The sequence below is a fragment of the Streptomyces sp. NPDC030840 genome, from assembly GCF_055572015.1.
The window spans coordinates 85,105-111,392 of sequence record NZ_JBVIEE010000020.1 but is presented as its reverse complement, the minus strand read 5'-3'; the positions used below and the strand labels follow the sequence as shown (position 1 = coordinate 111,392).

19 protein-coding genes are annotated in these 26,288 nt (G+C 71.1%); 1 reads left to right on the top strand and 18 read right to left on the bottom strand.

Features of this window, described 5'->3' with window-relative positions; genetic code table 11:
- Nucleotides 1-147: 147 nt before the first annotated feature.
- The 9 genes from ACZ49J_RS33320 to ACZ49J_RS33280 form a co-directional block, all read right to left on the bottom strand.
- A complete protein-coding gene (locus ACZ49J_RS33320) occupies nucleotides 148-2,454 on the bottom strand; it encodes a xanthine dehydrogenase family protein molybdopterin-binding subunit (RefSeq protein ID WP_467450346.1) in 2,307 nt (768 codons plus the stop codon).
- Nucleotides 2,451-4,079: a (2Fe-2S)-binding protein gene (locus tag ACZ49J_RS33315; protein WP_467450345.1), complete on the bottom strand. Its 1,629-nt coding sequence runs from the start codon at nucleotides 4,077-4,079 to the stop codon at nucleotides 2,451-2,453. Before ACZ49J_RS33315 ends, ACZ49J_RS33320 begins: the two co-directional genes overlap by 4 nt.
- Nucleotides 4,076-4,969 (bottom strand): FAD binding domain-containing protein, encoded by an 894-nt coding sequence (locus tag ACZ49J_RS33310; RefSeq protein WP_467450344.1) that lies wholly within the window; start codon nucleotides 4,967-4,969, stop codon nucleotides 4,076-4,078. The genes ACZ49J_RS33315 and ACZ49J_RS33310 overlap by 4 nt, the downstream gene beginning before the upstream one ends.
- A gap of 280 nt (nucleotides 4,970-5,249) precedes the next feature.
- A complete protein-coding gene (locus ACZ49J_RS33305; RefSeq protein WP_467450343.1) occupies nucleotides 5,250-6,914 on the bottom strand; it encodes a beta-N-acetylhexosaminidase in 1,665 nt (554 codons plus the stop codon).
- 1 nt (nucleotide 6,915) lies between these two features.
- Nucleotides 6,916-7,815, bottom strand: a complete 900-nt coding sequence (locus ACZ49J_RS33300) for a carbohydrate ABC transporter permease (protein WP_467450342.1) — start codon at nucleotides 7,813-7,815, stop codon at nucleotides 6,916-6,918.
- A 5-nt stretch (nucleotides 7,816-7,820) separates the two neighbouring features.
- Nucleotides 7,821-8,804, bottom strand: a complete 984-nt coding sequence (locus ACZ49J_RS33295) for a carbohydrate ABC transporter permease (RefSeq protein WP_467450629.1) — start codon at nucleotides 8,802-8,804, stop codon at nucleotides 7,821-7,823.
- Between the two features lie 131 nt (nucleotides 8,805-8,935).
- Nucleotides 8,936-10,225 carry an extracellular solute-binding protein gene (locus ACZ49J_RS33290; RefSeq protein ID WP_467450627.1) on the bottom strand — a complete coding sequence of 430 codons (1,290 nt, stop codon included), beginning with the start codon at nucleotides 10,223-10,225 and terminating at the stop codon, nucleotides 8,936-8,938.
- Between the two features lie 1,433 nt (nucleotides 10,226-11,658).
- Complete coding sequence (locus tag ACZ49J_RS33285) at nucleotides 11,659-11,934, bottom strand: DUF3039 domain-containing protein (protein WP_134035357.1); 276 nt, start codon at nucleotides 11,932-11,934, stop codon at nucleotides 11,659-11,661.
- A gap of 29 nt (nucleotides 11,935-11,963) precedes the next feature.
- On the bottom strand, nucleotides 11,964-12,536 hold the full coding sequence (locus ACZ49J_RS33280) for a YqgE/AlgH family protein (protein WP_467450341.1): 573 nt from the start codon (nucleotides 12,534-12,536) through the stop codon (nucleotides 11,964-11,966).
- A gap of 369 nt (nucleotides 12,537-12,905) precedes the next feature.
- Between ACZ49J_RS33280 and murA the strand changes: the two genes are divergently transcribed.
- Nucleotides 12,906-14,246 carry a UDP-N-acetylglucosamine 1-carboxyvinyltransferase gene (gene murA, locus ACZ49J_RS33275; RefSeq protein ID WP_467450339.1) on the top strand — a complete coding sequence of 447 codons (1,341 nt, stop codon included), beginning with the start codon at nucleotides 12,906-12,908 and terminating at the stop codon, nucleotides 14,244-14,246.
- Nucleotides 14,247-14,589: 343 nt separating this feature from the next.
- Here murA and ACZ49J_RS33270 read toward each other — a convergent pair whose 3' ends face one another.
- From ACZ49J_RS33270 to ACZ49J_RS33230, 9 genes are all read right to left on the bottom strand, one after another.
- Nucleotides 14,590-14,871, bottom strand: coding sequence for an HU family DNA-binding protein (locus tag ACZ49J_RS33270; RefSeq protein ID WP_006139383.1), 282 nt, complete (start codon nucleotides 14,869-14,871; stop codon nucleotides 14,590-14,592).
- 403 nt (nucleotides 14,872-15,274) lie between these two features.
- The gene (locus tag ACZ49J_RS33265) at nucleotides 15,275-16,690 is read right to left on the bottom strand and encodes an NAD-dependent malic enzyme (protein WP_467450338.1); all 1,416 of its coding nucleotides are present in this window, start codon (nucleotides 16,688-16,690) and stop codon (nucleotides 15,275-15,277) included.
- 378 nt (nucleotides 16,691-17,068) lie between these two features.
- Nucleotides 17,069-19,366, bottom strand: coding sequence for a HelD family protein (locus tag ACZ49J_RS33260; protein ID WP_467450337.1), 2,298 nt, complete (start codon nucleotides 19,364-19,366; stop codon nucleotides 17,069-17,071).
- Between the two features lie 155 nt (nucleotides 19,367-19,521).
- Complete coding sequence (locus ACZ49J_RS33255; RefSeq protein ID WP_467450336.1) at nucleotides 19,522-20,358, bottom strand: anti-sigma factor family protein; 837 nt, start codon at nucleotides 20,356-20,358, stop codon at nucleotides 19,522-19,524.
- On the bottom strand, nucleotides 20,355-20,930 hold the full coding sequence (locus ACZ49J_RS33250; RefSeq protein ID WP_013003188.1) for a sigma-70 family RNA polymerase sigma factor: 576 nt from the start codon (nucleotides 20,928-20,930) through the stop codon (nucleotides 20,355-20,357). The genes ACZ49J_RS33255 and ACZ49J_RS33250 overlap by 4 nt, the downstream gene beginning before the upstream one ends.
- Nucleotides 20,931-21,279: 349 nt before the next feature.
- Nucleotides 21,280-21,885: a CGNR zinc finger domain-containing protein gene (locus tag ACZ49J_RS33245; RefSeq protein WP_467450335.1), complete on the bottom strand. Its 606-nt coding sequence runs from the start codon at nucleotides 21,883-21,885 to the stop codon at nucleotides 21,280-21,282.
- Nucleotides 21,886-22,450: 565 nt separating this feature from the next.
- Nucleotides 22,451-23,602 (bottom strand): uroporphyrinogen-III synthase, encoded by a 1,152-nt coding sequence (locus ACZ49J_RS33240; RefSeq protein ID WP_467450332.1) that lies wholly within the window; start codon nucleotides 23,600-23,602, stop codon nucleotides 22,451-22,453.
- 228 nt (nucleotides 23,603-23,830) lie between these two features.
- Nucleotides 23,831-25,213 carry a nitrate/nitrite transporter gene (locus tag ACZ49J_RS33235; RefSeq protein ID WP_467450331.1) on the bottom strand — a complete coding sequence of 461 codons (1,383 nt, stop codon included), beginning with the start codon at nucleotides 25,211-25,213 and terminating at the stop codon, nucleotides 23,831-23,833.
- Between the two features lie 281 nt (nucleotides 25,214-25,494).
- Complete coding sequence (locus ACZ49J_RS33230; RefSeq protein WP_467450330.1) at nucleotides 25,495-26,082, bottom strand: hypothetical protein; 588 nt, start codon at nucleotides 26,080-26,082, stop codon at nucleotides 25,495-25,497.
- Nucleotides 26,083-26,288: the final 206 nt, after the last annotated feature.

The window sequence follows — 26,288 nt, the reverse complement described above, 5'->3', positions numbered from 1 at the left end:
ACTCCCCCACTCTCGGCTGCGCTCGAGCGGGGGGACCCCCATCGCGTTGACGCCCTCCTCCGCCTTGCAGCTGCACGCACCAAGCCCCGCTCACCGGAGGCCATGAGAAGCCCTCACCCGGAGCCGGCATGATCCAAACGACAGGCCCTAGGAGCCCGTCACCACCGCCGCCTGCGGGCGGATCGGCAGGCGGTTGACCGGGCGGCCCGTCGCCGCGCGGACCGCCGAGGCGACCGCCGCCGGCGACGTCACGACCGGGACCGCGCTGGCGGCCTTCGCGCCGAAGGGGGCGACCACGTCGCGTTCCTCGACGAGTTTGACGATGCGGATGTCGGGGGCGTCCAGGGCGGTCGGCAGGGCGTACCCCGTCAGGTCGGGGTGGCGGATCAGGCCGCGGGCCGAGCGGAGGTTCTCGGTCAGGGCCACGCCCACGCCCTGCGTGACGCCGGCCTCGATACGGGCGGCGAGCTGGGCGGGGTTGAGGATCCGGCCGACGTCCTGGGCGACCGCCATCTCCACGACCCGTACCGAGCCCAGCTCGATGTCGACGTCCACGACCGCGCGGACCGCGCAGAACGCCATGCCCACGAAGGCGTCGCCCTGACCGGTGTCGTCGAGCGGTTCGGTCGGGTGGGGGCGGCACTGGGCCGTGGCCCACAGTTCCTTGCCGTCCATCGCCTCGGCGACGGTGGTGGACAGGACGCCGTCGTACGACGTGATCTTGCCGTCGGTGATCTGGAGCAGTTCGGTGGACATGCCGAACTTGTGCGCCAGGGGCTGCAGGAGCTGGGTGCGGACCATCTTCGCCGCGCGTTCCACCGCGCCGCCCGACACCCAGGTGTGGCGGCCGTGGCAGCTCGCTCCGGCGGGGGGCTGGTCCGTGTCGACGGGCGCGACGTGCACCTCGTCGATGCCGAGCGTCTCCTGGACGATCTGCCGGGCCAGCGTGGTGAAACCCTGGCCGGTCTCCACGGCCGCGCACAGGACCGTGGCCACGCCGTCCTGGACCTTGACCGTGGCCGTCGAGACCTCGTCGGCGCCCTCGGCGCCCAGCATGTGCACCATGCCCAGGCCGTAGCCCACACCGCGGCGGACCGCGCTCGGCTCGCCCGCGCCCTCGGGCCCGCCGGGCAGCAGCCACTCCTCCTCGGGCGTGTCCTTGGGGAGCGCGGGGAGCGGGAAGTCCCGTACGGCCTGGAGGAGTTCCGCCACGGGGGCCGGGCAGGTCACCGACTGGCCGGTGGGCAGGACGTCCCCGGTGGACATGACGTTGCGCATGCGCAGTTCCGCCGGGTCCAGGCCCAGCTTCTTGGCCAGCTTGTCCATCTGGGCCTCGTACGCCGCGCACACCTGCATGGCGCCCTCGCCGCGGACGTGGCCCGAGGGGGGGTTGTTGGTGCGTACGGCCCAGCCCTCGATGAAGGCGTTCGGGACGACGTACGGGCCGCAGGCGAACGCCACGGCGGCGGCCAGCGCGTCCGAGGAGGTGTCCGCGTAGGCGCCCGCGTCCAGCAGGATCTGCGCCTCGACCTTCACCAGCTTGCCCGTGGCGTCCGCGTGGTGGCGGTAGCGCAGCAGGGTGGGGTGGCGGTGGGCGTGGCCCAGGAAGGACTCCTCGCGGGTCGCCGCGAGTTTGACCGGGCAGCCGGTCCTGAGCGCCAGCAGGCCGAGCGGGAGCTGGAAGCCCTGGTCCTCGCGGTCGGCCGTGGCGCCGGGCACGCCGGTGACGACGACCTTGACGCGGTCGGGCTCCAGGCCGAAGCAGGCGGCGGCCGTGTCGCGGTCGGTGTGCGGGTCGGTGGAGGCGAGGTAGAGCTCGACGCCGCCGTCGGGGCGGGGCACGGCCAGTCCTGCCTCGGCGCCGATGGGGGCCGGGTCGTGGCGGCCGATGCGGTACAGGCCCTCCACGACGACCTCGCCGAGCGCGTCGGGGTCGCCGTGGCGCAGCGGGATGTGGCGGATGAGGTTGCCGTCGGGGTGCAGGGGCTCGGCCTCGAAGGCCTGCTCGGGGTCGGTCACGGGGTCGAGTACCTCGTACTCGACGATGACGGCGGCGGCGGCCATGCGCGCGGTGTCGGGGTGGTCGGCGGCGACGGCGGCGATGGGCTCCCCGTGGTGGCGTACGACCTCGGAGGCGAACACGGGGCGGTCGGCCCTGCCGCGGCCGTGCAGCGCGGTCCCCGGCACGTCCTCGTGGGTGACGACGGCGCGGACGCCGGGCATCTCGCGCGCGTGGGAGGTGTCGATGGACTTGATGCGCGCGTGCGGGTGCGGGGAGCGCAGCACGGCGGCCCACAACAGGCCCTCGGCCCACAGGTCGGCCGCGTACGGGAACGTGCCCTCCGTCTTCGCGCGGGCGTCGGCGGACGACAGCGAAGCGCCGAGGCCGTGCGTGAGCGGATCGGCGGCCGGTGTGGCCTCCGCGGGGGTCGCGGTGGCGGCTTCGTTGGTCACGCCTGGCCTCCTCCGTCCGGTCCGTACCCCTGGTCATGCTGTCCCGGGGGATGCCCCGGGAGGTCGTACCCGGAAGGGTCCTCGAACGCCGCCGGGTTGACGCCGCCCGCTCCGGGGCCCGCCTGGTGCGGGATGCGCGGTTCCTCGGCCTCCGGTGCGGACTGCGGGGACTGCGAGGACGACGAGGACTCCGCCTTGGCGTGCGTCTCGCGCTCCGCGACGACCTCGCGTACGGCCTCCACGACACCCCGGTAGCCCGAGCAGCGGCACAGGTTGCCGCAGAGGGCCGCCCGGGTCTCCAGGTCGGTCGGGGCGGGGTTGCCCTCCAGCAGGTCGTGCACGGTCATGGCCATGCCCGGCACGCAGAATCCGCACTGCACCGCGCCGCACCGGGCGAGCGCCCGCTGCACGTCGGAGGGCTGCCCGTCGTCGGCGAGCCCCTCGACGGTACGGACCTCGCTGCCGGCGGCGGTGACGGCGGGCACCAGGCAGGACGCGACCAGCCGGCCGTCGACCTGCACGTTGCAGGCACCGCACTCGCCCTGCGAGCAGCCGTCCTTGGCGCCCGCGAGGCCGAGGCGCTCGCGCAGCACGTAGAGCAGCGACTCACCGATCCACGCGTCGGGGACCGGCCGGTCGGTGCCGTTCACCCGCAGGACGTACGAGGCGAGGGGGTGGTCGTCGAGCAGGCGCGCGGCGGGCTCGGCGGGCTCTTCCTCCGCGTCCTCGGCGGCCGGTGCGGCGCCGGGCGGGTCGCCGGCCGGGGCTTCCTCGGGGGCGCCGGACGGCTCCGGGGAGGCCTCGTCGGTCTGCCCCGAGGCCTCGTGAGCACCCTCAGGCGCCTCGCTGGCGGCCTCGGAGGGCGACCCCGCGTACGGGTCGCGCGGCGGTTGCCCTGGCGCCTCAGCGGGCACCTCGGGCGCTTCGGCCGCCGGTGGCCCCTCCGGTTCGGCGGGCGGGTGCCCTGCGGAGGCCCCGTCGAAAGCTCCGGGCGCGTGCTCCTCGACGGCCGCGCCGTGCGCGCGCTCCTCGGTCCGCCCGGGCGGCGGTGCCGTCCACGCGGTCCCGATCTCCTCCGTCGCCCAAGGCGCGGGCGCGCCCCCGGGGAGCGTGGCCGGAGGGGTGCCGCCCCACTGCTCGACGAGGGCCGAGGCGCTGAACTCGCCCGACTCGTCCGGAATCTCGCCCCCGGCGACGGGAATCGACCATTGCCCGGTCACGTCGTGACCCGGAGCGGACCCGGCACCGGTCTGCTCCTGGGGGACGTCCCCGAAGGTCCACTGGCCGGTGCTGCCCGGGTTGTACGTGAACCCGTGCGGCTCCGTCCCCTGGGGCACGGTGTTCGGGTCGGGCCACTGCGCGCCCTCGGCCGGTGCCGTCCAGGTGCCGGTGCCCGCCGGGTCGGTGCCCGCCGCCTCGGTGGGCGTCACCGTTATCTGCGGGGGCACGTAGCCGTGGCCGGGCGCGGCGAGCGGGCTGTCCGACGCCAGCAGCGCGTCGATGCCCCCTTCGGGGAGCTGGACGAACGTCGTCGCGCCGTCGTCGTAGTCCCCCTGGGGCAGCCGCTCCCAGCCGCCGTGCGCGCCCTGCTGGGGCGTGCCCTCCCCGTGCTGGTCGTCGGTCACGAAAGTGCCCTCCCCAATGCTCGTCGGGCCAGTACGGCGACGGTGCGCCGAAGTTGCAGTACGGCGGGCGGAAGCGGTGCCACGGAGCCGTCCTCGGCGGGCGCCGGGTCCGGGATGCAGGCGACCGAGACGTACTCCCCGAAGGCGTTCAGGGCCTCCGGCACGAGCGTGCGCTCGCCGTCCCAGTCGATCAGCTGGGCGACCCATCCTTCGGCGTCCAGGGGCCTGAGCGGCATCGGCGCTATGGCACCGACCGCGCAGCGCACCCCGCGCCGGGCGGGGTCGAGGACGACCGCGACGGACGCCGTGGCGCGTCCGGGGCCGGTGCGTCCGGTGGCCTTCAGGAAGACCTGCGGCGCGTGCAGCAACGGCACGCGCACGTACCCGATGAGTTCACCGGAGCGCAGCATCTCCATGCCGGCCAGCAGGTGCGAGACGGGGATCTCACGGCGGGCTCCACCCGGGCCCGCGATGATCAGCGTCGCCTCCAGGGCGGCCAGCACGGGCAGCGCGTCCCCCGTGGGGGCGGCCGTCGCGATGTTGCCCCCCAGGGTGCCCGCGTTGCGGATCTGCGGCGGGCCCGCGGCTCTCGCGGCGGCCGCGAGAGCCGGGATGAGCGCCGCGAAGTCGGGGCGCCCCATGCGTGCGTGCGTCAGGCCCGCGCCGAGCAGCGCGTGACCGTCCTGGTACTGCCAGCCGCGGATCTCGCTGATCCGGCCGAGGCCGACGAGCGCGGCGGGCCTGAGCTGCCCGGAGTTGACCGCGGCCATCAGGTCCGTGCCGCCGGCCACCGGGACGGCGGCGGGCATGGCGGCCAGCGCCTCCACGGCCTCGTCCAGCGAGCCGGGCAGCGTCACGGCCTGCGCCGCCTGCGGTGCGTGCGTGGTCAAAACCGGCTGCCCCTTCCCGCTGCCCCACCTGGTCCCACCTGTGCTGCCGTACGGTACGTGCTGACAGGGCGGACGTGGCAACTCTGGCACATTCTCGCGAGACCCGAACGCGGGGGTCCGCTAGGAGGCATTCGCCCACCTCACCACGGTGATGGTCCGTTTTCGCACCGCATCACCCGTGAGTACGTATTGCCACTCTTCGACAATCCTTGTGGGACTTTCTCCTCGTGAGGCCGCCTTTTCTGGACCAATGCCCGACTTGCGCCGTTTCGAGGTCGCCTCACACGTTCGGCGGCGCCCCCTCGATCGGGCGTCCGAGCACTCCTGGGCGCCGCTGCCACGGCCGGGGCCCGGCAGGAGGCCGATAGGCCACTCCCAGGGCGTCGAGCCGCCCGTAGTGCGCCGTCATGCGGTACTCGAAGTCCGCGAAGTCCCGCTCCCCGGGGGCGGGCAGGGAACTCCACGCGACCTCCGCGAAGGCCGCAAGGCGCGGGAACGTCTGGTAGTCCACGCGCGCCTGGTCCTCCATCACCTCGGTCCACACGTTGGCCTGGGTGCCCAGCACGTGCCGCGCCTCCTCGGGCGTCAACTCCGGTGGAACCGGTTCGAACCGATAGACGTCCTCCAGGGTGCGTACGTAGCCGATGGGCACCGGCTCGTCGGCGCCGCCGTGCTGCCGGTGGTCCAGGTAGACCTGCTGCTCGGGGCACATGACCACGTCGTGGCCCGCTCGGGCGGCCGTGATCCCGCCGTGGTAGCCGCGCCAGGACGACACCGCGGCACCCGGCGCGAGGCCGCCCTGAAGGATCTCGTCCCATCCGATCAGGCGACGCCCGCGCGCGGCCATCCAGTTGTCGAAGTGCCGGATGAACCAGGACTGCAACTCGTCCTCGCCGGCGAGCCCCAGCTCCCGGATGCGTTTCTGCGCGGTCGCGGACTGGCGCCACTGGTCCTTGGGGCACTCGTCGCCGCCGATGTGCACGAAGGACGAGAACCCCGTGGATCCGGTCGCGTCGGCCGGAAACAGCTCCAGCACTTCCTCGAAGACGCCCTCGAAGAAGCGGAGGGTGTTGTCAGTGGGGGCGAGTACGTTCTTGTTGATGCCCCAGGTGTCCCAGACCGTGAGGGAGGTCGTGTCGATGACGTCGGTGTTGCCCAGTTCCGGATACGCGGCGATGGCGGCCTGCGAGTGTCCCGGGATGTCGATCTCGGGGACGACGCTGATATGCCGCTCGGCGGCGTAGGCGACGATCTCCCGGATGTCGTCCTGGGTGTAGTAACCCCCGTGCGGCTTCTCCTCCCACAGGGGTGAGGCACGGTGACCGAATTTGGTGCGTGCCCGCCATGATCCGATCTCGGTGAGCTTCGGGTACCGCTCGATCCGCAGGCGCCAGCCCTGGTCGTCCGTCAGGTGGAAGTGGAAGACGTTGAGTTTGTGCGCCGCCATCAGATCGAGGTAGCGCAGGACCCCGTCCTTGGGCATGAAGTGCCGGGCGACGTCGAGCATGAGGCCGCGCCAGCGGAAGCGGGGGCTGTCGTGGATGGTGACGTGCGGCACTGCCCAGACACGGTCGCGGCCGAGCGGGGCCCTGCGGTAGGCGTCGGGCCCGAGGAGCTGCCGCAGCGTCTGGGCGCCCCAGAAGACACCGGCCGCGCTGCCGCCCTCGATCAGGACGCCCGTCCCGTCGCTGACGAGGCGGTACTCCTCGGGGCCGAGACCGGAGTCGACCTGGAGCCTGATGCCGCCGCCGAGGCCGTCGCCGCCGGTGCCGTCGAGCTCACGGCCCTCGCGGAGCGGCAGGCCGGTGGCCTGTCCGAGGACGGTGCCCAGCCAGTGGCCGACGCCCTCCGCCGCCGTGTCGGCGTGGAGCCGGGAGTGCGTCGTCAGGCGCACCTCGCCGGGACCGGCGACGACGCTGCGGGGCTTCGGGATCAGTTCGGTCACGTCAGTCCTTTACCGCTCCGCCCAGCCCGGAGACCAGTCGTCGCTGTACGAGTACGAAGAAGACCAGCACCGGAATCGTCATCACCGTGGACGCCGCCATGACGCCGCCCCAGTCGGGATCGTCGGGCTTGTAGAAGACGAGCAGGGCCATCGGGAGGGTCGACTGGGAGGTGTCGCTGATGATGAACGACTTGGCGAACAGGAAGTCGTTCCAGGCCGAGATGAAGGAGAAGACGCTCGTCGCGACCAGCCCGGGGAAGACGAGCGGGAAAAGGATCTGCCACATGAATCGCGTACGGCTCGCCCCGTCGAGGTACGCCGCCTCCTCCAGCGCCTCCGGCACCGCCTTCACGAAACCCCGGAGCATCCAGATCGCGAACGGCAGCGAAAAGGCGATGTGCGGCAGGATCAGCGAGCCCAGGGTGTTGAGTTGGCCGAAGTCCCTCATGAGGAAGAACAGGGGGATGGTCAGCGCCTCCACGGGCACCATCTGCGCCACCAGGAACATGATCAGCAAGGTGGTGCGGAAACGGAAGCGGAATCTGGTCACGGCGGTCGCCGCGAGAAACGCGATGATCGCGGAGGCGACGACCACCGAGCCGGCCACCACCAGGCTGTTGAGGAAGTAACGGCCGAATTCCTGCTGTTCGAAGACGCGCCGGAAGGAATCCAGACTGGGTGACAGGGTCCAGGGCCGGGGCTCGGTCGACTCGATCTCCCCCGCCGGTTTGAACGCGCTGAGCACCATCCAGTACAGCGGGAACGCCACCACGACCGCGATGACCAGCGCGGACGCCTCCGCCGCGAGCCGCCAGGGGCGCCGTACGAAACGACGGGCAACGGACTTCCGCCGAACGGGACTTGAGGAACTCGAGGAAGTCACGGACGTCACGGAACTCATGGAAGTCACAGCTCCTCCCCCTGCCTGCGCAGCAGCCGCAAATAGACGAGCGTGATCACCAACAGAATCAGCAGCATGACCACTCCGATCGCCGAGCCGAGGCTGTACTCGGACGACGCGAACGCCTTCTGGTAGGCGTACACGTTCAGCACGAGGTTCTGCCCGGCGATACCGCCGCCGTTCGTCATGACGTAGATCTGCGTGAAGACCTTGAAGTCCCAGATCACCGACTGGATGGTGACGACGGTCAGGATCGGGCGGAGCATCGGTGCGAGCACCGACCTCCAGATCCGCCACTGCGTGGCGCCGTCCAGCGCGGCGGCCTCAAGGACCTCGGTGGGTACGGCGCGGATGCCCGCGTACACCGTCACCATCACGAACGGGAAGGAGCACCACACCACTTCGAGCAGGACGAGGAAGAAGGCGCTGAACCGCCCGTACGTCCAGGAGTGGTCGCCGAGCCCCAGCATCCGGTTGACGGGCCCGAAGTCGGGGTCGAACAGGAACAGCCACACGGTCGAGCCCGTGATGGCCGGCGTCGCCCACGCACCGAGCGCGGCCAGCATGAGCGCGAGCCTCGGCAGGGCCCGTACGCGCGTCAGCAGCACCGCGAGGGCGCAGCCGACGGCCAGCGTGGACACCACACAGGCCGCTGCGAAGAGCACGGTGGCCAGCAGCACCTGCCAGAACTCCGGGTCCCCGAAAAGCTCCGCGTAGTTGCCGAAGCCCTGGAAGGTGGTCGGCTGCCCGCCGCTGACCTGCGCCTGGGTGTACTCGAGGAACGAGATCAGCCCGAGCTGGTATATCGGGTAGACCAGCAGTCCGCCGAGGACGACGAGGGCGGGCGCGAGATAGAGCCAGGGTGTCCAGCCGCCACGGGACCGGGGCGAACCGCCGCGCCCCCTGGCCGCCCGGCCCCCCTCCGACGGCCGCCCGTGCGAGGAGCCGTCCGTCTCACGGTGCGTGTCACCGGCTGCCGTCCGGTCCATGCCGCCATCCGTCTCACGGCGCGTACCGCCAGCCGTCACCTGGCCCGTGTCGCCGGCCGCCTCCCGGCGCGTACCGCCGTGTTCGCGGTCGGTCGGCCCCTCCGCCGGGACCGTACGGTCCGTCATCCGCGTCACCCAGCGGAGCTGAACGCGTCGTTCATCTTCTTCGCCGCGTCCTTCGAGGCAGCCGCCACGTCCTTCTTGCCGCTGACGATCTCCTGGAACATCGTCGGCAGGACGAGCGAGGCGTCGATCTGGGACCAGGCCGGCGAAGCGGGAACGAACCTGGTGCCCGCGGACAGCGTCTTCACGAAGGGTCCGATGTGCGGCTCCTTCTTGGCGAGGTCCGCGCGCACGTCGGTGTACGTCGGCAGGAAGCCCATCGCGTCGAAGAGCTTGCCCTGTGTCTCCTTCGACGCCAGCTGCTCCATGAGGTCGACGGCGAGCGTGCGGTGTGTGGTGCTCTTCAGGACGCCGATGTTGTTGCCGCCCGCGAAGGCCGGCGCGATCGAGCCCTCCTTGACCCCCGGCAGGGGTACGACCCCGAACTTGCCCTTCACCTTCCCGGCCTCGACCGCCGCGTAGTTGAAGTCACCGCCGATGGCCATACCCGCCTTGCCGGAGGCGAACGCGGTGACCGTGTCGTTGCCGCCGAAGCCCGCGCACTTGGCGGCCGGGCAGTTGTCGTCGCCGAAGAGGGAGGTGTACGCCTTGATGCCCTTCTGGGACGCCGCGCTGTCGATGCTCGACGCGTAGGACCCGCCCTTGCCCACGGCGATGTCACCGCCGTTGGCCCACACGAACGGCATCGCGCCGAACGTGTAGGCACCGCCGACCGCCAGGCCGTACAGGTCGGGCTTCGCCGCGCGGATCTTGCGCGCCGTTTCGATCAGCTCGGCCTGGGACTTGGGGGGTTCGAGGCCCAGTTCCTTGAAGACGTCCGTGCGGTAGTACAGGGCGCGGACACCGACGAAGAACGGCGCGCCGTAGATCCGTCCGTCGACCGTCACGGACTGCTTGGCCGTCGGGTCGGAGTCCTTGGCCTCGTTCCAGGCGGTGAACTCCTTGGTGATGTCGAGGAGGCCGCCGTCCTTCACGTAGCCCGCGGTGTCCGTGTTGCCGAACTCCATGAGGTCGGGGGCGCTCTTGGGGTCGTTGAACGCGGCCTTGATCTTCTGTGCGCGGGTCTCGACCGGGATGTACTCGACGGTGACCTTGACGTCGTCATGGGCCTTCCTGAAGGCGGAGATCGTCTCGTTGACGACCTGTTCCTTCGGCTTGTTGCTGACCTCCTGGAACAGCCAGACGCGCAGGGTGCCGGTCTTCTCGTCCTTGCCGGAGGAGGAGTTGTCGGAGGTCTGGGGGGCGCAGGAGGTGGCGGTGAGCCCTGCGATGACAAGTGCCGCCACGGGGGCGGCCATGCGGGCCGTACGAGACGTCCGGGCGGGGCGGCCCGTTCTGGCAGCGAGCTTCATGGGGCTTTCCTTCGGTGGGGGACAGCGTTGCAACATGCGCAATGAAGGTTTCGCGCTGTACAACACACCGGAGGTTAGGGAGTCCATGAACATGCCCACAAGAGGTCTCAACCACTCTGTGACCGGCGGAAGCGTTCCGTGCAACGGGGTGCGTGTGCGGGCGTGTTGTGGGCTGCGTGGCTCGCCGCGTGGTGCGTGGGTGGAGAGGATGCGGTCAACTACCGTAGGGGTAACGGAAGTTGGGTTTCGCGCGTCGGGGCGGAAACCGGCCGCGGAATCCTGTGGGTCGCGTCTCCTGGTGTTCCCTCGCCCTGGGCGTGCTCGGTCCCGCGATTTCCGTGGGCCCGGGCTCGCGTCCGCCGGCCCACGTGCTCGTCCGCCCGGTGTCGCGCCCTGGGGCCCGGGGGGCGCCGGCTTCTCGGTCGCGTCCGGTTTTCTTCGCCCCCGCCACCCCTACCCTCCCCCACTCTCGGCTTCGCTCGAGCGGGGGGACCCCCATCCGTCCCCTGGGGGCTGCGCCCCCAGACCCCCGCTTGTCGGCCTTCGGCCTCGTCCTCAAACGCCGGACGGGCTGGGTGCACCCGGCCTCGGCCGAAACCCCAAGGTCACAGCCAAAGCCTCAGCCCCGGCCGTGCAGAGTCGGTACCCCCGGCACACGTCCAGCGCGGCACCCACCCTCCACCGCACCGCACACCGAGGAGCGGGAGTCCGGAAGCGGCCTCGGAACGAGCGCCCGGGGGCGGAACCCCGAAAGGACCGGGCCGGGGGACGCACCCCACGACGAACCCGCGGGACCAAGGCACGAAGACCCAAAAGGACCGGGCCGGGGGACGCACCCCACGACGAACCCGCGGGACCAAGGCACGAAGACCCAAAAGGACCGGGCCGGGGGGGGACGCACCCGGGGGGCCAGGGGGCGCAGCCCCCTTGGCGGGGTCGAAGGGGCAGCGCCCCTGGGGATGGGACGGGTAGGGGCGGCGGGGGCGAGAGACCCCCCAGCAGCAGCCCCCGTCGCCCCGGACCCGGCCGCGAACGCGTCACCGCCCCGCACGTCCGCCACCTGAAGCGGCCAACACGGCACAGCACACCGATCCACGCCACCCGCTCACCGTCGCCGATGCCCGCACCCGCACCCGCAGACTCGGACTTGGACTCGGACGCCTCGTCGAGCGCGCCCGAGTCCTCATGAAAACCACTGTGCGCCGCCAGCCCCACCCACCCCGGGCCGTGCACCCGCGATTCCGTCCACCCTCAGGTACGACGAAACCGCGGCACCCGCCCAGGGCACCGCGGCCGTACTCGCGGCGGCGGCTGCGCACGTCCCGTCCGCCTGCCCCGGACGGGCCCCGCAGCCGCCCCACCCTGACGGCGGCCGACCGCTACTTGTCGTCGCCGCCCTCGTCCCCGGCGCCCATGGAGTCGTAGATCTCCTTGCACATCGGGCACACGGGGTACTTCTTCGGGTCGCGACCGGGCACCCACACCTTGCCGCAGAGGGCCACGACGGGCGTGCCGTCGAGGGCGCTCGCCATGATCTTGTCCTTCTGGACGTAGTGCGCGAAGCGCTCGTGGTCGCCATCGCCGTGCGACGTCTGCGGCGTCGGCTCGACGAGGGTCCCCGTACCAGTACCGCGCTCGGGCTCAAGAGTGCTCATGGCTGCAAGGGTACTGAAGAGCACCGACATCAGTTGAGCGAAGGGTCGTCCGGGTAGGTGGCGACCATCGCCAGTTCGTTGCGCTGGCGGCGCAGGACCGAGCGCCAGAGTCTCTCCGGTGCGGGAGAGGAGACGTCCCCGGGCTCCGACTCGACGACGTACCAGGCCCCTTCGCCGAGTTCGTCCTCCAGCTGGCCCGGCCCCCAGCCCGCGTAGCCGGCGAAGATGCGCAGGGAGCCGACCGCCGAGGCGAGCAGCTCCGGCGGGGCCTCCAGGTCGACCAGGCCGATCGCGCCGTGCACGCGCCGCCAGCCCAGGGGGGCGCGCTCGGTGGACGTGCCACCGGGGATCACCGCGACGCCGAGCGCCGAGTCGAGCGAGACGGGGCCGCCCTGGAAGACGACACCGGGCTCGCCGGCGAGGTCCGCCCAGCCCTCCAGGATGTCGCCGACGTCCACGGGGGTCGGCCGGTTGAGGACCACGCCGAGCGAGCCCTCCTCGTCGTGGTCGAGGAGAAGCACCACCGCGCGGTCGAAGTTCGGGTCCGCCAGGGCGGGCGTGGCCACGAGCAGCCGCCCTGTGAGCGAGGACACCTCGGTCATGCCAGACATGATCCCGCATCTTTCCCGCGCGCGGGGAGCCAATCCTCCGACCCACAGGCACGCAGCCATGAATCCAAGGCAGTGGCCCGAAGGGCCCCGGTCAGGGCGGTGGCGGGTGGCGGGCGGGCGCACGGGTGCGCTCCCCGCGCACGCGGATGCCGGTTACCTCGCCGGTGACCGCCCGTGCCCGCTGGGAAACGGTTCGTGTTGTGGCAAACCTATGACGTCTCTTGGAGGCCCTTGGGCTTACTGCGAAGGGGTAGGCGGCCATTACGCTTGCTCATCGGCTCATGCCGGTCCGGCTCCCGCACCACAGGTCTGCCGATCGTCTGCCGACACAACTGCCCGACTCCACGGAACGCGAGATTCATGACCGTCAACGACGATGTCCTGCTTGTCCACGGCGGAACCCCGCTGGAGGGTGAGATCCGTGTCCGCGGTGCGAAGAACCTCGTACCGAAGGCAATGGTCGCGGCGCTGCTCGGCAGCGCTCCGAGCCGGCTGCGCAACGTACCCGACATCCGCGACGTCCGCGTCGTCCGCGGGCTGCTCCAGCTGCACGGGGTGACGGTCCGTCCGGGCGAGGAGCCGGGCGAACTGGTGATGGACCCGTCGCACGTGGAGAGCGCGAACGTCGCCGACATCGATGCTCACGCGGGTTCGTCGCGCATCCCGATCCTGTTCTGCGGCCCGCTGCTGCACCGCCTCGGCCACGCGTTCATCCCCGGCCTCGGCGGCTGTGACATCGGCGGCCGGCCCATCGACTTCCACTTCGAGGTGCTGCGGCAGTTCGGCGCGAAGATCGACAAGCGGGCGGACGGGCAGTACCTGGAGGCGCCGCGGCGGCTGCGCGGCACCAAGATCCGGCTGCCGTACCCGTCCGTCGGCGCCACCGAGCAGGTGCTGCTCACCGCGGTCCTCGCGGAGGGTGTGACGGAGCTCTCGAACGCGGCCATAGAACCCGAGATCGAGGATCTCATCTGCGTGCTGCAGAAGATGGGCGCCATCATCGCGATGGACACCGACCGCACCATCCGCATCACGGGTGTCGACAGCCTCGGCGGTTACACGCACCAGGCGATCCCGGACCGTCTGGAGGCCGCCTCCTGGGCGTCGGCGGCGCTGGCGACCGAGGGCAACATCTATGTCCGCGGCGCCCAGCAGCGCTCGATGATGACCTTCCTGAACACCTACCGGAAGGTCGGCGGTGCCTTCGAGATCGACGACGAGGGCATCCGGTTCTGGCACCCCGGCGGCCAGCTGAAGTCCATCGCCCTGGAGACGGACGTGCACCCCGGCTTCCAGACGGACTGGCAGCAGCCGCTGGTGGTCGCCCTCACGCAGGCCACGGGCCTGTCGATCGTCCACGAGACGGTCTACGAGTCGCGGCTCGGCTTCACCTCGGCCCTGAACCAGATGGGCGCCCACATCCAGCTCTACCGCGAGTGCCTCGGTGGCTCCGACTGCCGCTTCGGCCAGCGCAACTTCCTGCACTCCGCGGTCGTCTCCGGCCCCACGAAGCTCCAGGGCGCCGACCTGGTCATCCCCGACCTCCGCGGCGGCTTCTCCTACCTGATCGCGGCCCTCGCCGCCCAGGGCACGTCCCGCGTCCACGGCATCGACCTGATCAACCGCGGCTACGAGAACTTCATGGAGAAGCTGGTGGAGCTGGGCGCGAAGGTCGAACTGCCGGGCAAGGCCCTCGGCTAGGACGCCCACGCGCCCGTCGGCTGGGGGTCCGGGGGTCACCCCCGGGCAAACACAGCATGGAGAAGCTGGTGGAGCTGGGCGCGAAGGTCGAACTGCCGGGCAAGGCCCTCGGCTAGAGCCACGCGCCCACGGGCTGGAACAGCCGACAGCCGTCGTCCGTGAACGCCGATGGGGCGGTCACCCGAACTCGGGTGACCGCCCCATCGGCGTTCTGTGGGCGCTCCTGGAAGGGGCGCGGGGCCGTGCCGCGCAGGCGGCTCCGGCGCGTGGGCGCGACCCGCCACGCGGCGGCCCGCAAGCCGCAGGACGGCCCGCACGGCCCCCGGCGCTCGAAGCGGAGCGCTTAGTTGCCCTTGGCGGCTTCCTTGAGCTTGGAGCCCGCGGAGACCTTCACGCTGTAGCCGGCCGGGATCTGGATGGGGTCGCCGGTCTGCGGGTTGCGCGCGGTGCGAGCGGCACGGTGGGTGCGCTCGAAGGTCAGGAAGCCAGGGATGGTGACCTTCTCGTCGCCCTTGGCGACGATCTCGCCGACGGTCTCGGCGAACGCGGCCAGCACGGCGTCGGCGTCCTTGCGGGTCACCTCGGCGCGGTCGGCCAGCGCGGCCACCAGCTCACTGCGGTTCATGTTGTTACTCCCGTGTTTTCTTGCCGTTGAGGCGTGCCACGCGGCGGAGCCGCATGGTGGGCACAGCGAAGCCGATGCTGCCAGGGCCCTCGGTGGGTCCCCGTACCCGGGTCCCTCGTCAGACCCTCGCGCCCAGGGACGCATCCTGCCTCCACCTGCGGCGGGAACGCCAATCCGGCACCCCTGGGAGTCACACGAACACCCTTGGGAGTCACACGGAAGCGCCACCGCAACGGCATGGTGACGCGCTGTTCGCCACCGGCGGCGACCCGCAGGTCATGGCAGGCCCTGAGCCTGGCCGACACCCTAGAGGGCAGCCAGGGGGCCCCGTCCCGCGACGCGCCGTGTTCGGGGGTGGCCGTGGCCACCGTCACAACCGCCGCGGGTCCGGGCCGGAGCGGGCTCAGACCGTCACGCCCGCGGCCCGCGCCGCGTCCCGGACCGCCCCGGCCACCGCGCCGGCGACCTTGTCGTTGAAGACGCTCGGGATGATGTAGTTCGGGTTGAGCTCGTCCTCGGTCACGACGTCCGCGAGCGCCGTCGCCGCGGCCAGCATCATCTCGGTGTTGACGGTGCGGGACTGGGCGTCCAGCAGGCCGCGGAAGACGCCCGGGAAAACGAGCACGTTGTTGATCTGGTTCGGGAAGTCGGAGCGGCCCGTGGCCACGACCGCCGCCGTCTGCCGGGCGACCGCCGGGTCGACCTCGGGGTCGGGGTTCGCGAGCGCGAACACGATGGCGCCCTCGGCCATGGCGGCCACGTCGTCCCCGTCGAGCACGTTCGGGGCGGAGACGCCGATGAAGACGTCGGCGCCGCGCACGGCCTCCTTGAGGGTGCCGGTGAGGCTCTCGGGGTTGGTGTTGTCGGCGATCCAGCGCAGCGGGGAGTCCGGGGCGTGGTCCGCCAGGTCCTCGCGGTCGCAGTGCACGACGCCCTGGATGTCCGCCACGACGGCGTTCTTCACGCCGGCCGCGAGGAGCAGTTTGAGGATGGCCGTACCGGCCGCGCCCGCGCCCGACATGACGACGCGGATGTCGCTGATAGCCTTGCCCGCCACGCGAAGCGCGTTCTTCAGGGCGGCGAGGACGACGATCGCGGTGCCGTGCTGGTCGTCGTGGAAGACGGGGATGTCGAGGGCCTCGCGGAGACGGGCCTCGATCTCGAAGCAGCGCGGGGCGGAGATGTCCTCGAGGTTGATGCCGGCGAAGCCGGGGGCGATCGCCTTGACGATCTCGACGATGGCGTCGGTGTCCTGGGTGTCGAGGCAGATCGGCCAGGCGTCGATGCCGGCGAACCGCTTGAAGAGGGCCGCCTTGCCCTCCATGACGGGCAGCGCGGCCTTCGGGCCGATGTTGCCCAGGCCCAGCACCGCGGAGCCGTCCGTCACGACCGCAACGGAATTGCGCTTGATGGTCAGGCGGCGCGCGTCCTCGGGGTTCTCGGCGATCGCCATGCAGACGCGGGCCACGCCCGGCGTGTAGACCATGGACAGGTCGTCACGGTTGCGGATGGGGTGCTTCGACGCCATCTCGATCTTGCCGCCGAGGTGCATGAGGAACGTACGGTCGGACACCTTGCCGAGCGTCACGCCCTCGATGCCGCGCAGTTCCTCGACGATCTCGTCGGCGTGCGCGGTGGAGGACGCCGCGATGGTGACGTCGATCCGGAGCTTCTCGTGTCCGGACGCGGTCACGTCGAGGCCGGTCACCGAGCCTCCGGAGGACTCCACGGCCGTGGTGAGCTGGGAGACCGCGGTTCCGCTCGCGGGCACCTCCAGCCGGACCGTCATCGAGTAGGAGACGCTGGGCGCCGTTGCCATGACCGACTTCCTCTGCTTTCAGCTGGAGCTGGGTAGTGCCGTTGGATCGTGGTAGTGCCGTCCGATCGTCGCACCTACTACGGAGTACGTGGTAGCCGCCCTCGGATTGCGAACGTTTTGTTCGTTGATCAAGCAGTGTCCAGCCGGTTCACGGCAACGGAAGAGGCCCACACCACCAGGTGATGTGGGCCTCTCGCACACTCAGTGGCACCGACCCGCCATGCTCGCCTCGCGGCAAGTGGTCGCTCGAAGCGACGAAGGTTGGGCCCGGGGGCTTGGATCGGGCCGGTGCCACATCCAGGCTAACAAACAGATCCCGTAGAGCCATTCCCGTACCGGTAGTTCATCCGAAGGGCCCCGTGGCGGCGCTGTTCGCCCTCAGTCGCGGAGCAGATCCGGCACCCCGTGCGCGTCCGGCTCGTCCCGCTCGCCCGAGACCACGGTGAGCTGCTGGGTCGCCCGGGTCAGCGCCACGTACAGCACCCGCAGCCCGGCCGGGGACTCGTCGGCGATCTCGGCGGGCGAGACGACGACCGTGGCGTCGTACTCCAGGCCCTTGGCCTCCAGGCTGCCGAGGGCGACGACCCGGTCACCGAGGCCGGCGAGCCAGCGGGCCGCCTCCTCGCGCCGGTTCATGGCGACGACGACGCCCACGGTGCCCTCGACCCGGTCCAGCATCCGCGCGGCCTCCTCGCGGACGGTGTGGGGGAGGGATTCCCGTACCACCGTGAAGCGAGGCTCCACGCCCGTGGAGCGGACCGCCGACGGGGACTTCGAACCCGGCATCGCCAGTGCGAGCACCTTGGACGCCAGCTCGGCGATCTCAGCGGGGTTGCGGTAGTTCACGGTGAGGGTGAAGCGACGGCGGGGGCGCGTGCCGAGGGCCTCGTCCCTCGCCTCGGCCGCCTCGTCCGGGTCGGACCAGGACGACTGGGCCGGATCGCCGACGACCGTCCACGTGGCATGGCGTCCCCGTCTCCCCACCATCCGCCACTGCATGGGGGTGAGGTCCTGGGCCTCGTCGACGATGACGTGCGCGTACTCGGTCCGCTCCTGGGCCAGGCGCTCGGCGCGCTCGCGCTGGGACTCCTCGCGTACGGGCATGAGCTCTTCCAGACCGGTGAGCTGGTCGAGGGGATCGAGCTCGCGCTTCTTCTTCGGGCGGGCCGGCAGCCCGAGGATGGCCTGCAGCTCGTCCAGCATGGCCACGTCGTGCACGGACAGTCCGTCCCGCCTGAGCGAGCGGGCGACGCGGCGCACCTCGCCGGGGGTGAGGATCCGCCGGGCCCAGCGCCCGAGCCGCCGTTCGTCGGCCATGGCGTCCAGCACCCGCCGCGGGGTCAGCTCGGGCCACCAGGCGTCGAGGAACGCGGTGAAGTCGTCCTCCCCCGTGATGTCCTCGTCGAACGACGACCGCAGCTCGGCGGCGAGCTCGGGGTCGGTGTGACGCGTCGCCCCGCCCGACCGCGCCCACAGGGCGTCCAGGAGCAGGCGGCGGGCGCGCGGGCGCAGCAGGTTGACGGGGGCGGTCCCGCTGAGCGCGGTGCGCCGGATGCCCTCCAGCTCGTCGGCCTCCAGTTCGAGCCGGCGCCCGAAGGCGACGACCCGGAGCCGGCTCGGCGAGTCGTTCAGCTCCAGCGCGCCCCGCGCCGCCTTCCGCAGCACCTTCAGCATGCGGGACGAGCCCTTGGCGCGGGCCGTGGACGGCGCGTCGTACAGCGTGGCCTCGGCGCCGTCGACCAGGGAGCCGATGGCCCGGATGGCGACCTGGCCCTCCTCGCCGAGCGAGGGGAGCACGCCCTCGGTGTAGGCGACGAGCAGCGGGGTCGGCGAGACGATCAGGATGCCGCCCGCGTACCGGCGCCGGTCCTGGTACAGCAGGTACGCGGCCCGGTGCAGGGCGACGGCCGTCTTCCCGGTGCCAGGACCGCCCTCGACGTACGTCACCGAGGCGGCGGGGGCACGGATCACCAGGTCCTGCTCGGCCTGGATGGAGGAGACGATGTCCCGCATGGTGTGGCTGCGCGCCTGCCCCAGCGCGGCCATCAGGGCGCCGTCGCCGATCACCGCCAGCTCGTGCCCGTCCAGGGATGCCTTCAGTTCGGGACGCATCAGGTCGTCCTCGACGCCGAGCACCCTGCGCCCCTTGGAACGGATCACGCGCCGCCGTACGACCCGTCCGGGATCGACGGGGGTGGACCGGTAGAAGGGGGCCGCGGCGGGCGCCCGCCAGTCGATGACCAGGGGCGCGTAGTCCTCGTCGAGCACTCCGATGCGGCCGATGTGCAGGGTTTCGGCGATGTCGGCCGTACCGTCCTCGCGTACCGCGCCCTCGGCGGGTTCGACGGCCGTGTACGCGCCGTCGGGCCCCTTCTTGCCGTCCTTGCCGAGCAGCAGGTCGATCCGGCCGAAGAGGAAGTCCTCGTACTCGTTGTGGAGCCGGTTGAGGTGGACGCCGGCCCGGAAGACCTGGGCGTCCCGCTCGGCGAGCGCGCCGGGCGTGCCGACCTGGCCGCGCTTGGCGGCGTCGTTCATCAGGAACTCCGCCTCGTGGATCTTCTCCTCGAGGCGCCGGTACACCTGGTCCAGGTGTTCCTGTTCGACGCGGATCTCGCGCTCACGGACGGAATCGTGAACCGAGCCGAGCGCGGTCCCCTGTTGAACCTGAGCGGCCACCGGGCCCCCTTCTGACGTGCTGGGCAGCCGTCAACCGTACGCGAAGGGGACCCCGGGAGGCTACGCGGCCGCCCGAGGTGTGTTCACAAGCCCGCCGCAGAACCGTCACACGGTCTGCGGCGGACCTTGTCCGAGTCCAGCATGTCCTGCATGTCCTACATATCGATCTTGACGAGCTTCTTGCCCGTGAAGGTCTGAACCTCGAAGTGGTCGATGTCATTGGTGTCCATGGACACGCCACCGAACGTGTAGAGCGGCTCCTTCGCCTTCGCGTCCGTGGCGTTCTTGATGCCGTACCCCTGAGCGGGGACCGCCCAGGTGGTCGCCGTCTCGCGCTCACCGTTCTTGCCGACGGCGATCAGGGAGCACTTCTCGGGCCCCTTCACGTTCGCCAGCTCCAGGACGGTGCTCGTGCCCCAGCCCTTGGACTCCAGGGCGACCGTGGCGCTGACGTCGGTCGACTTGTCCGTGGCTGTGACCTTCTCGTTCAGGTTGTCGAAGGCGTCCTTGGCGGGATTGGCGCTCTTGGGCTGCGCCTGGACAGACCTGCCCGGGTTGTCGCCACCGTCCGTCGTCGCGAACACGGCGGTCGGACCGCCGACGATCAGCGCGACGCCGGCCGCCAGCATGTAGAAGCTGCGCCGCTTCTTCGCGGCACGCGCCTGGACGACCTCGCCGACCAGCCGCTTCGACATCTGCTGGCTCGGTTTGACCGCCAGCGACTCGCCGATGGCAGGGGTCCCCTGCGCACCGGGCAGGTCCGCGAGCGCGGCCAGCATCGGTTCCATTCCGGCGAGCTCGTCCAGTTGCTGGGCGCACCATTCGCACGTGGCGAGATGCGCCTCGAACTGGGTCGCCTCGGCGTCGTCCAGTATCCCGAGGGCGTACGCGCCCACGGTTTCGTGGATGTCGCCTGGCCCGCCGCCACCTTGTTGGGCTCCGCCTACTGGCCCGGAGCCCCCGGTTCCGTAACCCCCGTACGTATTCATCATGCCGTCACCCCGCGCTCCTCCAGAGCCAGCTTCATCGACCGCAGGGCGTAGAACACCCGTGAGCGCACCGTTCCGCTGGGGATGCCGAGCGTCTCGGCCGCCTCATTGACCGTACGCCCTTTGAAGTACGTCTCGACCAGGACCTCCCGGTGGGCAGGGGTCAGGTCGTCCAGCGCATCCGAGAGTGTCATCAGCCACAACGCCTTGTCGATCTCGTCCTCCGCGGGTATGACCTCCAGCGGCGACGGGTCGACCTCCTGCGGCCGGGCCTGCCGGCTGCGGTGGCCGTCGATGACGATGCGGCGTGCGACCGTCACCAGCCAGGGGCGTACCGAACCGGTCGCTCGATTGAGCTGACCGGCGTTCTTCCAGGCACGGATGAGCGTTTCCTGCACGACGTCCTCGGCGCGCTGCCGGTCCCCAGCGACCAGGCGCAGCACATATGCGAGCAAAGGTCCCGCGTGTTCGCGGTAAAGCGCGCGCATCAGCTCCTCGTCAGGCTCTGAGGGCTGCGACGCGCGATGTCGTGCCCTGTGCGGGCGTTCATCGGCCACAGCGGAATCCTTGCGCACGGTTACCTCCGGTGTCCGGGGGTTCCCCCAGTCGGTCGCTCATCACGAGTTACGTAGGTAACCAGGTGTGTGTTCAAAGTGACGACACAACTTTCCTGATCGAGATGCGAGTTGGGGGGCAGCTGGGGGACAAGGAGCCCAATTCCGCCCCAATCGCGGCACGGGATGGCAGGAATTGTGAAGAGATGAATCCCATGCTGTGAAACTCGCCACGTTTGGCGCGGCACGCGGTCGGGAAAGCGGCCCAACTGACACGAGTCACAAAGAACTTGATAACTCGTGAGAAGCGCAGTCAGTCAGGGGCAAACCAGGGCAGACCGCAGGTGCGGGAGCGTCCCTTGTGAAGGCCCTATGTCCGGGCCAGCGCCGCCCGCCTCCGGTGGCGTGCCACCCGCTCGCGGTTACCGCACGTCTCGCTGGAGCACCATCGGCGTCGCCGCCCGCGGGACGTGTCAACGTACACGATGGGGCAGTTGTCCCCCGCGCACTGGCGAAGACTCGCGCACGCCACCGGATCTGTGAGCAACTCCACGGCGTCCCGGGCGACCAGGGCCAGCAGCGCGGCGCGACCGGGGGCGCCGTCGAGCGTCCGGACCAGCTGTCCCTCCGCCGTGCGCACGGCTCGCGGTGCGGGGGTCGCCGCCCGCGCGAACTCGTTGAGCCGGGCGAGGGCGAACTCGAACGAGCGGGAGTCGGCGCCACCACCGCCGCCCGGCTCGCGCCGCACCAACTGACCGACGCACGCCCGGAGTTCACCAAAGCCCACCAGCCAGGAGGCGTCGGCGCCCGTCAGTTGGGTCCCCGGCGGCACGCACCCGGCTCCCGCGATCCACGCCCGCAACCGCTCAGGCGAGTTGAGCTGTTCCACGGGGTGCGTGGTGGCGAGGAGATCCAGGCAGAGCCGTCCACAGTCGAAACGCGGCTCGTACGAGGCTGTGGCCGTATCCAATGCCATGTGCCTGTCACCGCCTTGGGGTCACCCCGTGCGGGGGTCGGGTGAGGTGCGGGTGATACGAACGCCGTTCGAGGAATTCGTACCCCCCGCACCGCCCGTCCGCACATGCGCCTCCGGCGGGGGCGGGTGCGTTCTCGTCTGCCGGGTTCCTGTCGGTGGGCGGCTGCGGGTTGGCTGTGGCTGGTCGCGCAGTTCCCCGCGCCCCTTAAAGAGCCTGGGGCGCGCCCGGCATCATCACTGACCGGCACCACGTCTCGCCCGCAGCCGCGTACGCACGGCAGGGGGTGTGCCGGGAGGTGTCCGCCCGCAGCGGCCGGCGTCCGCCGCCGGGCCCGTGACCGCCCACAGAACCGCCGGACCGAGGACGGAGACCTCTCGGCGCGCCCCCGACCCCCCAACGGCGCTCCGGCGTACGGCGGTAGGGGTGGCGGCACCTCGTGCTGCCGGGTCCGCCCACCTCCCAGGGGCGCGGGGAACTGCGCGACCAGCCACTACGAACCCGCACAAACCAACAAACCCCAGGCACCCACCACCCAAACCGGCCCAACCGCCGGAGGCGGACGCACTACTCCGCGTACTTGGAGTCCGTCGCCGGGTCCAGCGCCAGCCGGTACCCCCGCTTGACCACGGTCTGGATCAGCTTCGGGGTGCCCAGCGCGGTCCGCAGCCGGGCCATGGCCGTCTCCACGGCGTGTTCGTCGCGTCCGGCCCCCGGCAGGGCCCGCAGCAGGTCCGCGCGGGCGACCACCCAGCCCGGCCGCCGACACAGCGCCCGCAGCAGGGACATCCCGGCGGGCGGCACGGGACGCAGGACCCCGTCAACCAACACCGCGTGGCCACGGATCTCCACCCGGTGCCCGGCGATGGGCAGCGTACGAGCACGGGCCGGCAGCTCCTGGCACAGCAGTTGCACCAGCGGGCCCAGCCGGAACCGCTCGGGCTGAACCGTGTCCACGCCCCGCGACTGCAACGGCAGCGCGGTGACCGGCCCCACACACGCGGGCAGCACGTCGTGGTTGAGCGCGGCGAGCAGCTCCGGCAGCAGTCCTCGGTCCTCCGCGCGTGACAGCAACGACGCCGCGGCGGGAGCGCTGGTGAAGGTCAGGGCGTCGAGCCCACGGCTCACCGTCGCGTCCAGCAGGCGGTCCACCGGACTCAGATCCTCCGGCGGCATCCAGCGGTAGACGGGCACGCCCACCACCTCCGCTCCCGCGGCCCGCAGCGCCTCGACGAATCCGGGCAGTGGCTCGCCGTGCAGCTGTACGGCGACACGGCGGCCGTCGACGCCCTCCTCGAGCAGCCGGTCGAGCACCTCCGCCATGGACTCCGACGAAGGGGACCACTCCTCCGTCAGCCCGGCGGCCCGTACCGCGCCCTTCACCTTGGGCCCGCGCGCGAGGATTTCCACCTCTCTCAGCCGGGCCAGCAGGTCCTCGCCGAGCCCCCACCCGTCGGCGGCCTCGATCCAGCCGCGGAAGCCGATGGCGGTGGTCGCCACCACGATGTCCGGGGCCTGGTCGAGCAGCTCCTTGGTCGCGGCGAGCAGCTCGCTGTCGTCGGCGAGCGGCACGATGCGCAGCGCGGGCGCGTGGAGGACGGACGCGCCGCGCCGCTGGAGCAGCGCTCCGAGCTCGTCGGCCCGTCGCGCGGCCGTCACGCCCACGGTGAACCCGGCGAGGGGCCCGTGGTCTGGTGGTCGCTGCTGTTCGTCGTACATGTCTCGTCCCGCAGTCGAGTCGTCGCAGCACTGGCGTGCTGAAACCGGAGTGCCGAACGAGCCTGTCAACGGCGCGTGACAGACTCGGTTCGGGTTTATGTCGGCGGTGTTACCGATACCGCCTCATGTGAAATCACCGGATGCGATCAGCCTTCCCACTTTGCTCCGGTTTCTTTGCGCTCGTCCTGTGATGCGCCCCGGGGCGGCTCTCCCCGGGGCGTCGCACCGTCACACCTCGGCGTAGCTGAGCTGCGGCTTGGACTCGCTCGTGGCGGCGGCCGCGACCTTGGCGGCCACCGGGCGGCGAAGGTATACGGCCCAGGTGACCGCGAAGCAGATCCCGTAGAAGGCGAGGAAGGCGAGGAAGGCGCCGGTTCCAGAGCCCACGGAGAGGAAGGACTGGCGGAAGGCGAGGTTGATGCCGAGCCCGCCGAGCGCGCCCACGGCACCGATGAGCCCCATGGAGGCACCGGACAGCCGGCGCCCGTACGCGGCGGCCTCCTCGCCCTCCAGACCCATCGCGAGGGCCTTGGTCTGGTAGATACCGGGGATCATCTTGTACGTGGAGCCGTTGCCGAGTCCGGTGAGGACGAAGAGCGCGATGAACGCCGTGGTGAACAGCGGCAGCGACTTCTGCATCGAGGCGATCACGATGACGCCGGTGGCGGCGGCCATGGCGACGAAGTTCCAGAGGGTGATCTTCGCACCGCCGAAGCGGTCGGCGAGCAAGCCGCCCACGGGCCGGATCAGCGAGCCCAGCAGCGGGCCGATGAAGGTGACGTACGCCGACTGCAGCGGGGTGCGCCCGAACTGCGTCTGGAGCACCAGGCCGAAGGCGAAGCTGTAGCCGATGAAGGAGCCGAAGGTGCCGATGTAGAGGAAGGACATGATCCAGGTGTGTGCGTCCTTCACGGCCTCCTTGGCGGCGCCTGTGTCGTTCTTCATGTGCGCGATGTTGTCCATCTTGACCGCGGCGAGCACGGCGGCGATGACGATGAAGGGGATGTAGATCCCCAGCAGCACGCGCGGACCGCCGCTGGCACCGATGACCGCGAGGCCGACGAGCTGCACGACCGGCACACCGATGTTGCCGCCGCCGGCGTTGAGGCCGAGGGCCCAGCCCTTCTTCCTGAGCGGGAAGAAGGCGTTGATGTTGGTCATGGAGGACGCGAAGTTGCCTCCGCCGATGCCGGCGAGCATGGCGCACACCAGGAACGTGGTGAACGAGGTCCCCGGCTCCATCACGATGAACGCGGCGATGGTCGGGACGAGCAGGAGGCTCGCGGAGACGATCGTCCAGTTCCGCCCGCCGAAGAGGGCGACCGCGAAGGTGTAGGGGACGCGCACGATGGCGCCGACCAGCGTGGCCATCGACACGAGGAAGAACTTGTCGGCCGGGGTGAGCCCGTACTCGGGGCCCATGAAGAGCACCATCACGGACCACACGGTCCAGATCGAGAAACCGATGTGCTCGGACAGCACGGAGAACCACAGGTTGCGCCGGGCGACCTTCTCGCCGGTCTCGTTCCAGAAGGTCTCGTTCTCGGGATCCCAGTGCTCGATCCAGCGGCCTCCCCTGCTGGGGGCGGGGGATGTGCTCGGGGCTGTCATGGCGCCTCCACGGCTCTCCGGTACTCAGGTTCGTATCTCGGGGTGGTGAGGGGTGATGAGTCCCGAAGGTAGGGACGGCGCGTTTCCTGCCTGTGGCACCGAGTGACCGGAAAGGAACTTTGCTCTCACGAGCGGGCGAACCCGTCGGTGAGGACGAGCTCGCGCGGGCCCGCGTCCAAGGTAGGCCAGGGCCTGCCGGGCCGGGCGGGCCTTCCGCCCAGGTCGGAGTGACTCCGCTCACGCCACCCGGCAGGCGGACGGGCTCAGTGGGACAGGAACCGTCAGTTCGACAGCGACCCGATGTACGCCAGGGTGTCCGTCCCGCCGTCGTCCCACGTGATCACCACGTCGTCGCCCGAGCGGCGGACCGTGCCGTAGGTGAGGTCGGACTCCGTGGTGGCCTGTGCGCCCATGCGGCTGAGGACGAGACGGAAGGAGTCGTCGGCGCGGTAGGTGCCGAGGCCGGTGAGGACGCCCTTGCCCTCGGTGTCGATGTAGGAGAGGGCGTACTTGCCCTTCAGGTCACCGGAGGTGTACTTCGCGCCGACCGTGAGGGTCTTGGCGTCCGCGTCCTGCCACTGGCCCTCGACGCCGGGCGCGGGCGGAGCCTTCTTGGAGCCCGAGTCGTCGCCGAAGTCGGGGGTGGGCAGGTCGGGCACCTCCGTCCGGCCGCCCGAGGGCAGGCCGGACGGGGGCAGCCCCGCCGTGGGCACGTCGGTCACCTCGCCGGCCGGGCTCTCGGACGCGCTGGGCCCGGCCGAGACGCTCCTGTCGGCCTTGGCGTCGTCGCCGCCGTCGCCGGTGACCAGGAAGACGCCGCCGCCCACCAGCGCCAGGGCCACGACCGCGCCGACCACGATGAGCACCATCTTGTTGCCGGACCCCGAGGGAGGCGGGGGTGGCGGGTGACTCCCGTACGGCGCACCGTATTGAGGCATTCCCGGAGGCCCCGGCACGCCCCCGTACGGCGGCTGTGGCTGCGGCATCGCGTACGGGTTCGGGGGCGCGCCGGGAGCCTGGGCCGGGGGCTGTGACGGCGGCGGGGGCGGTGCGTACGACCCCGGGTACGGCGGCT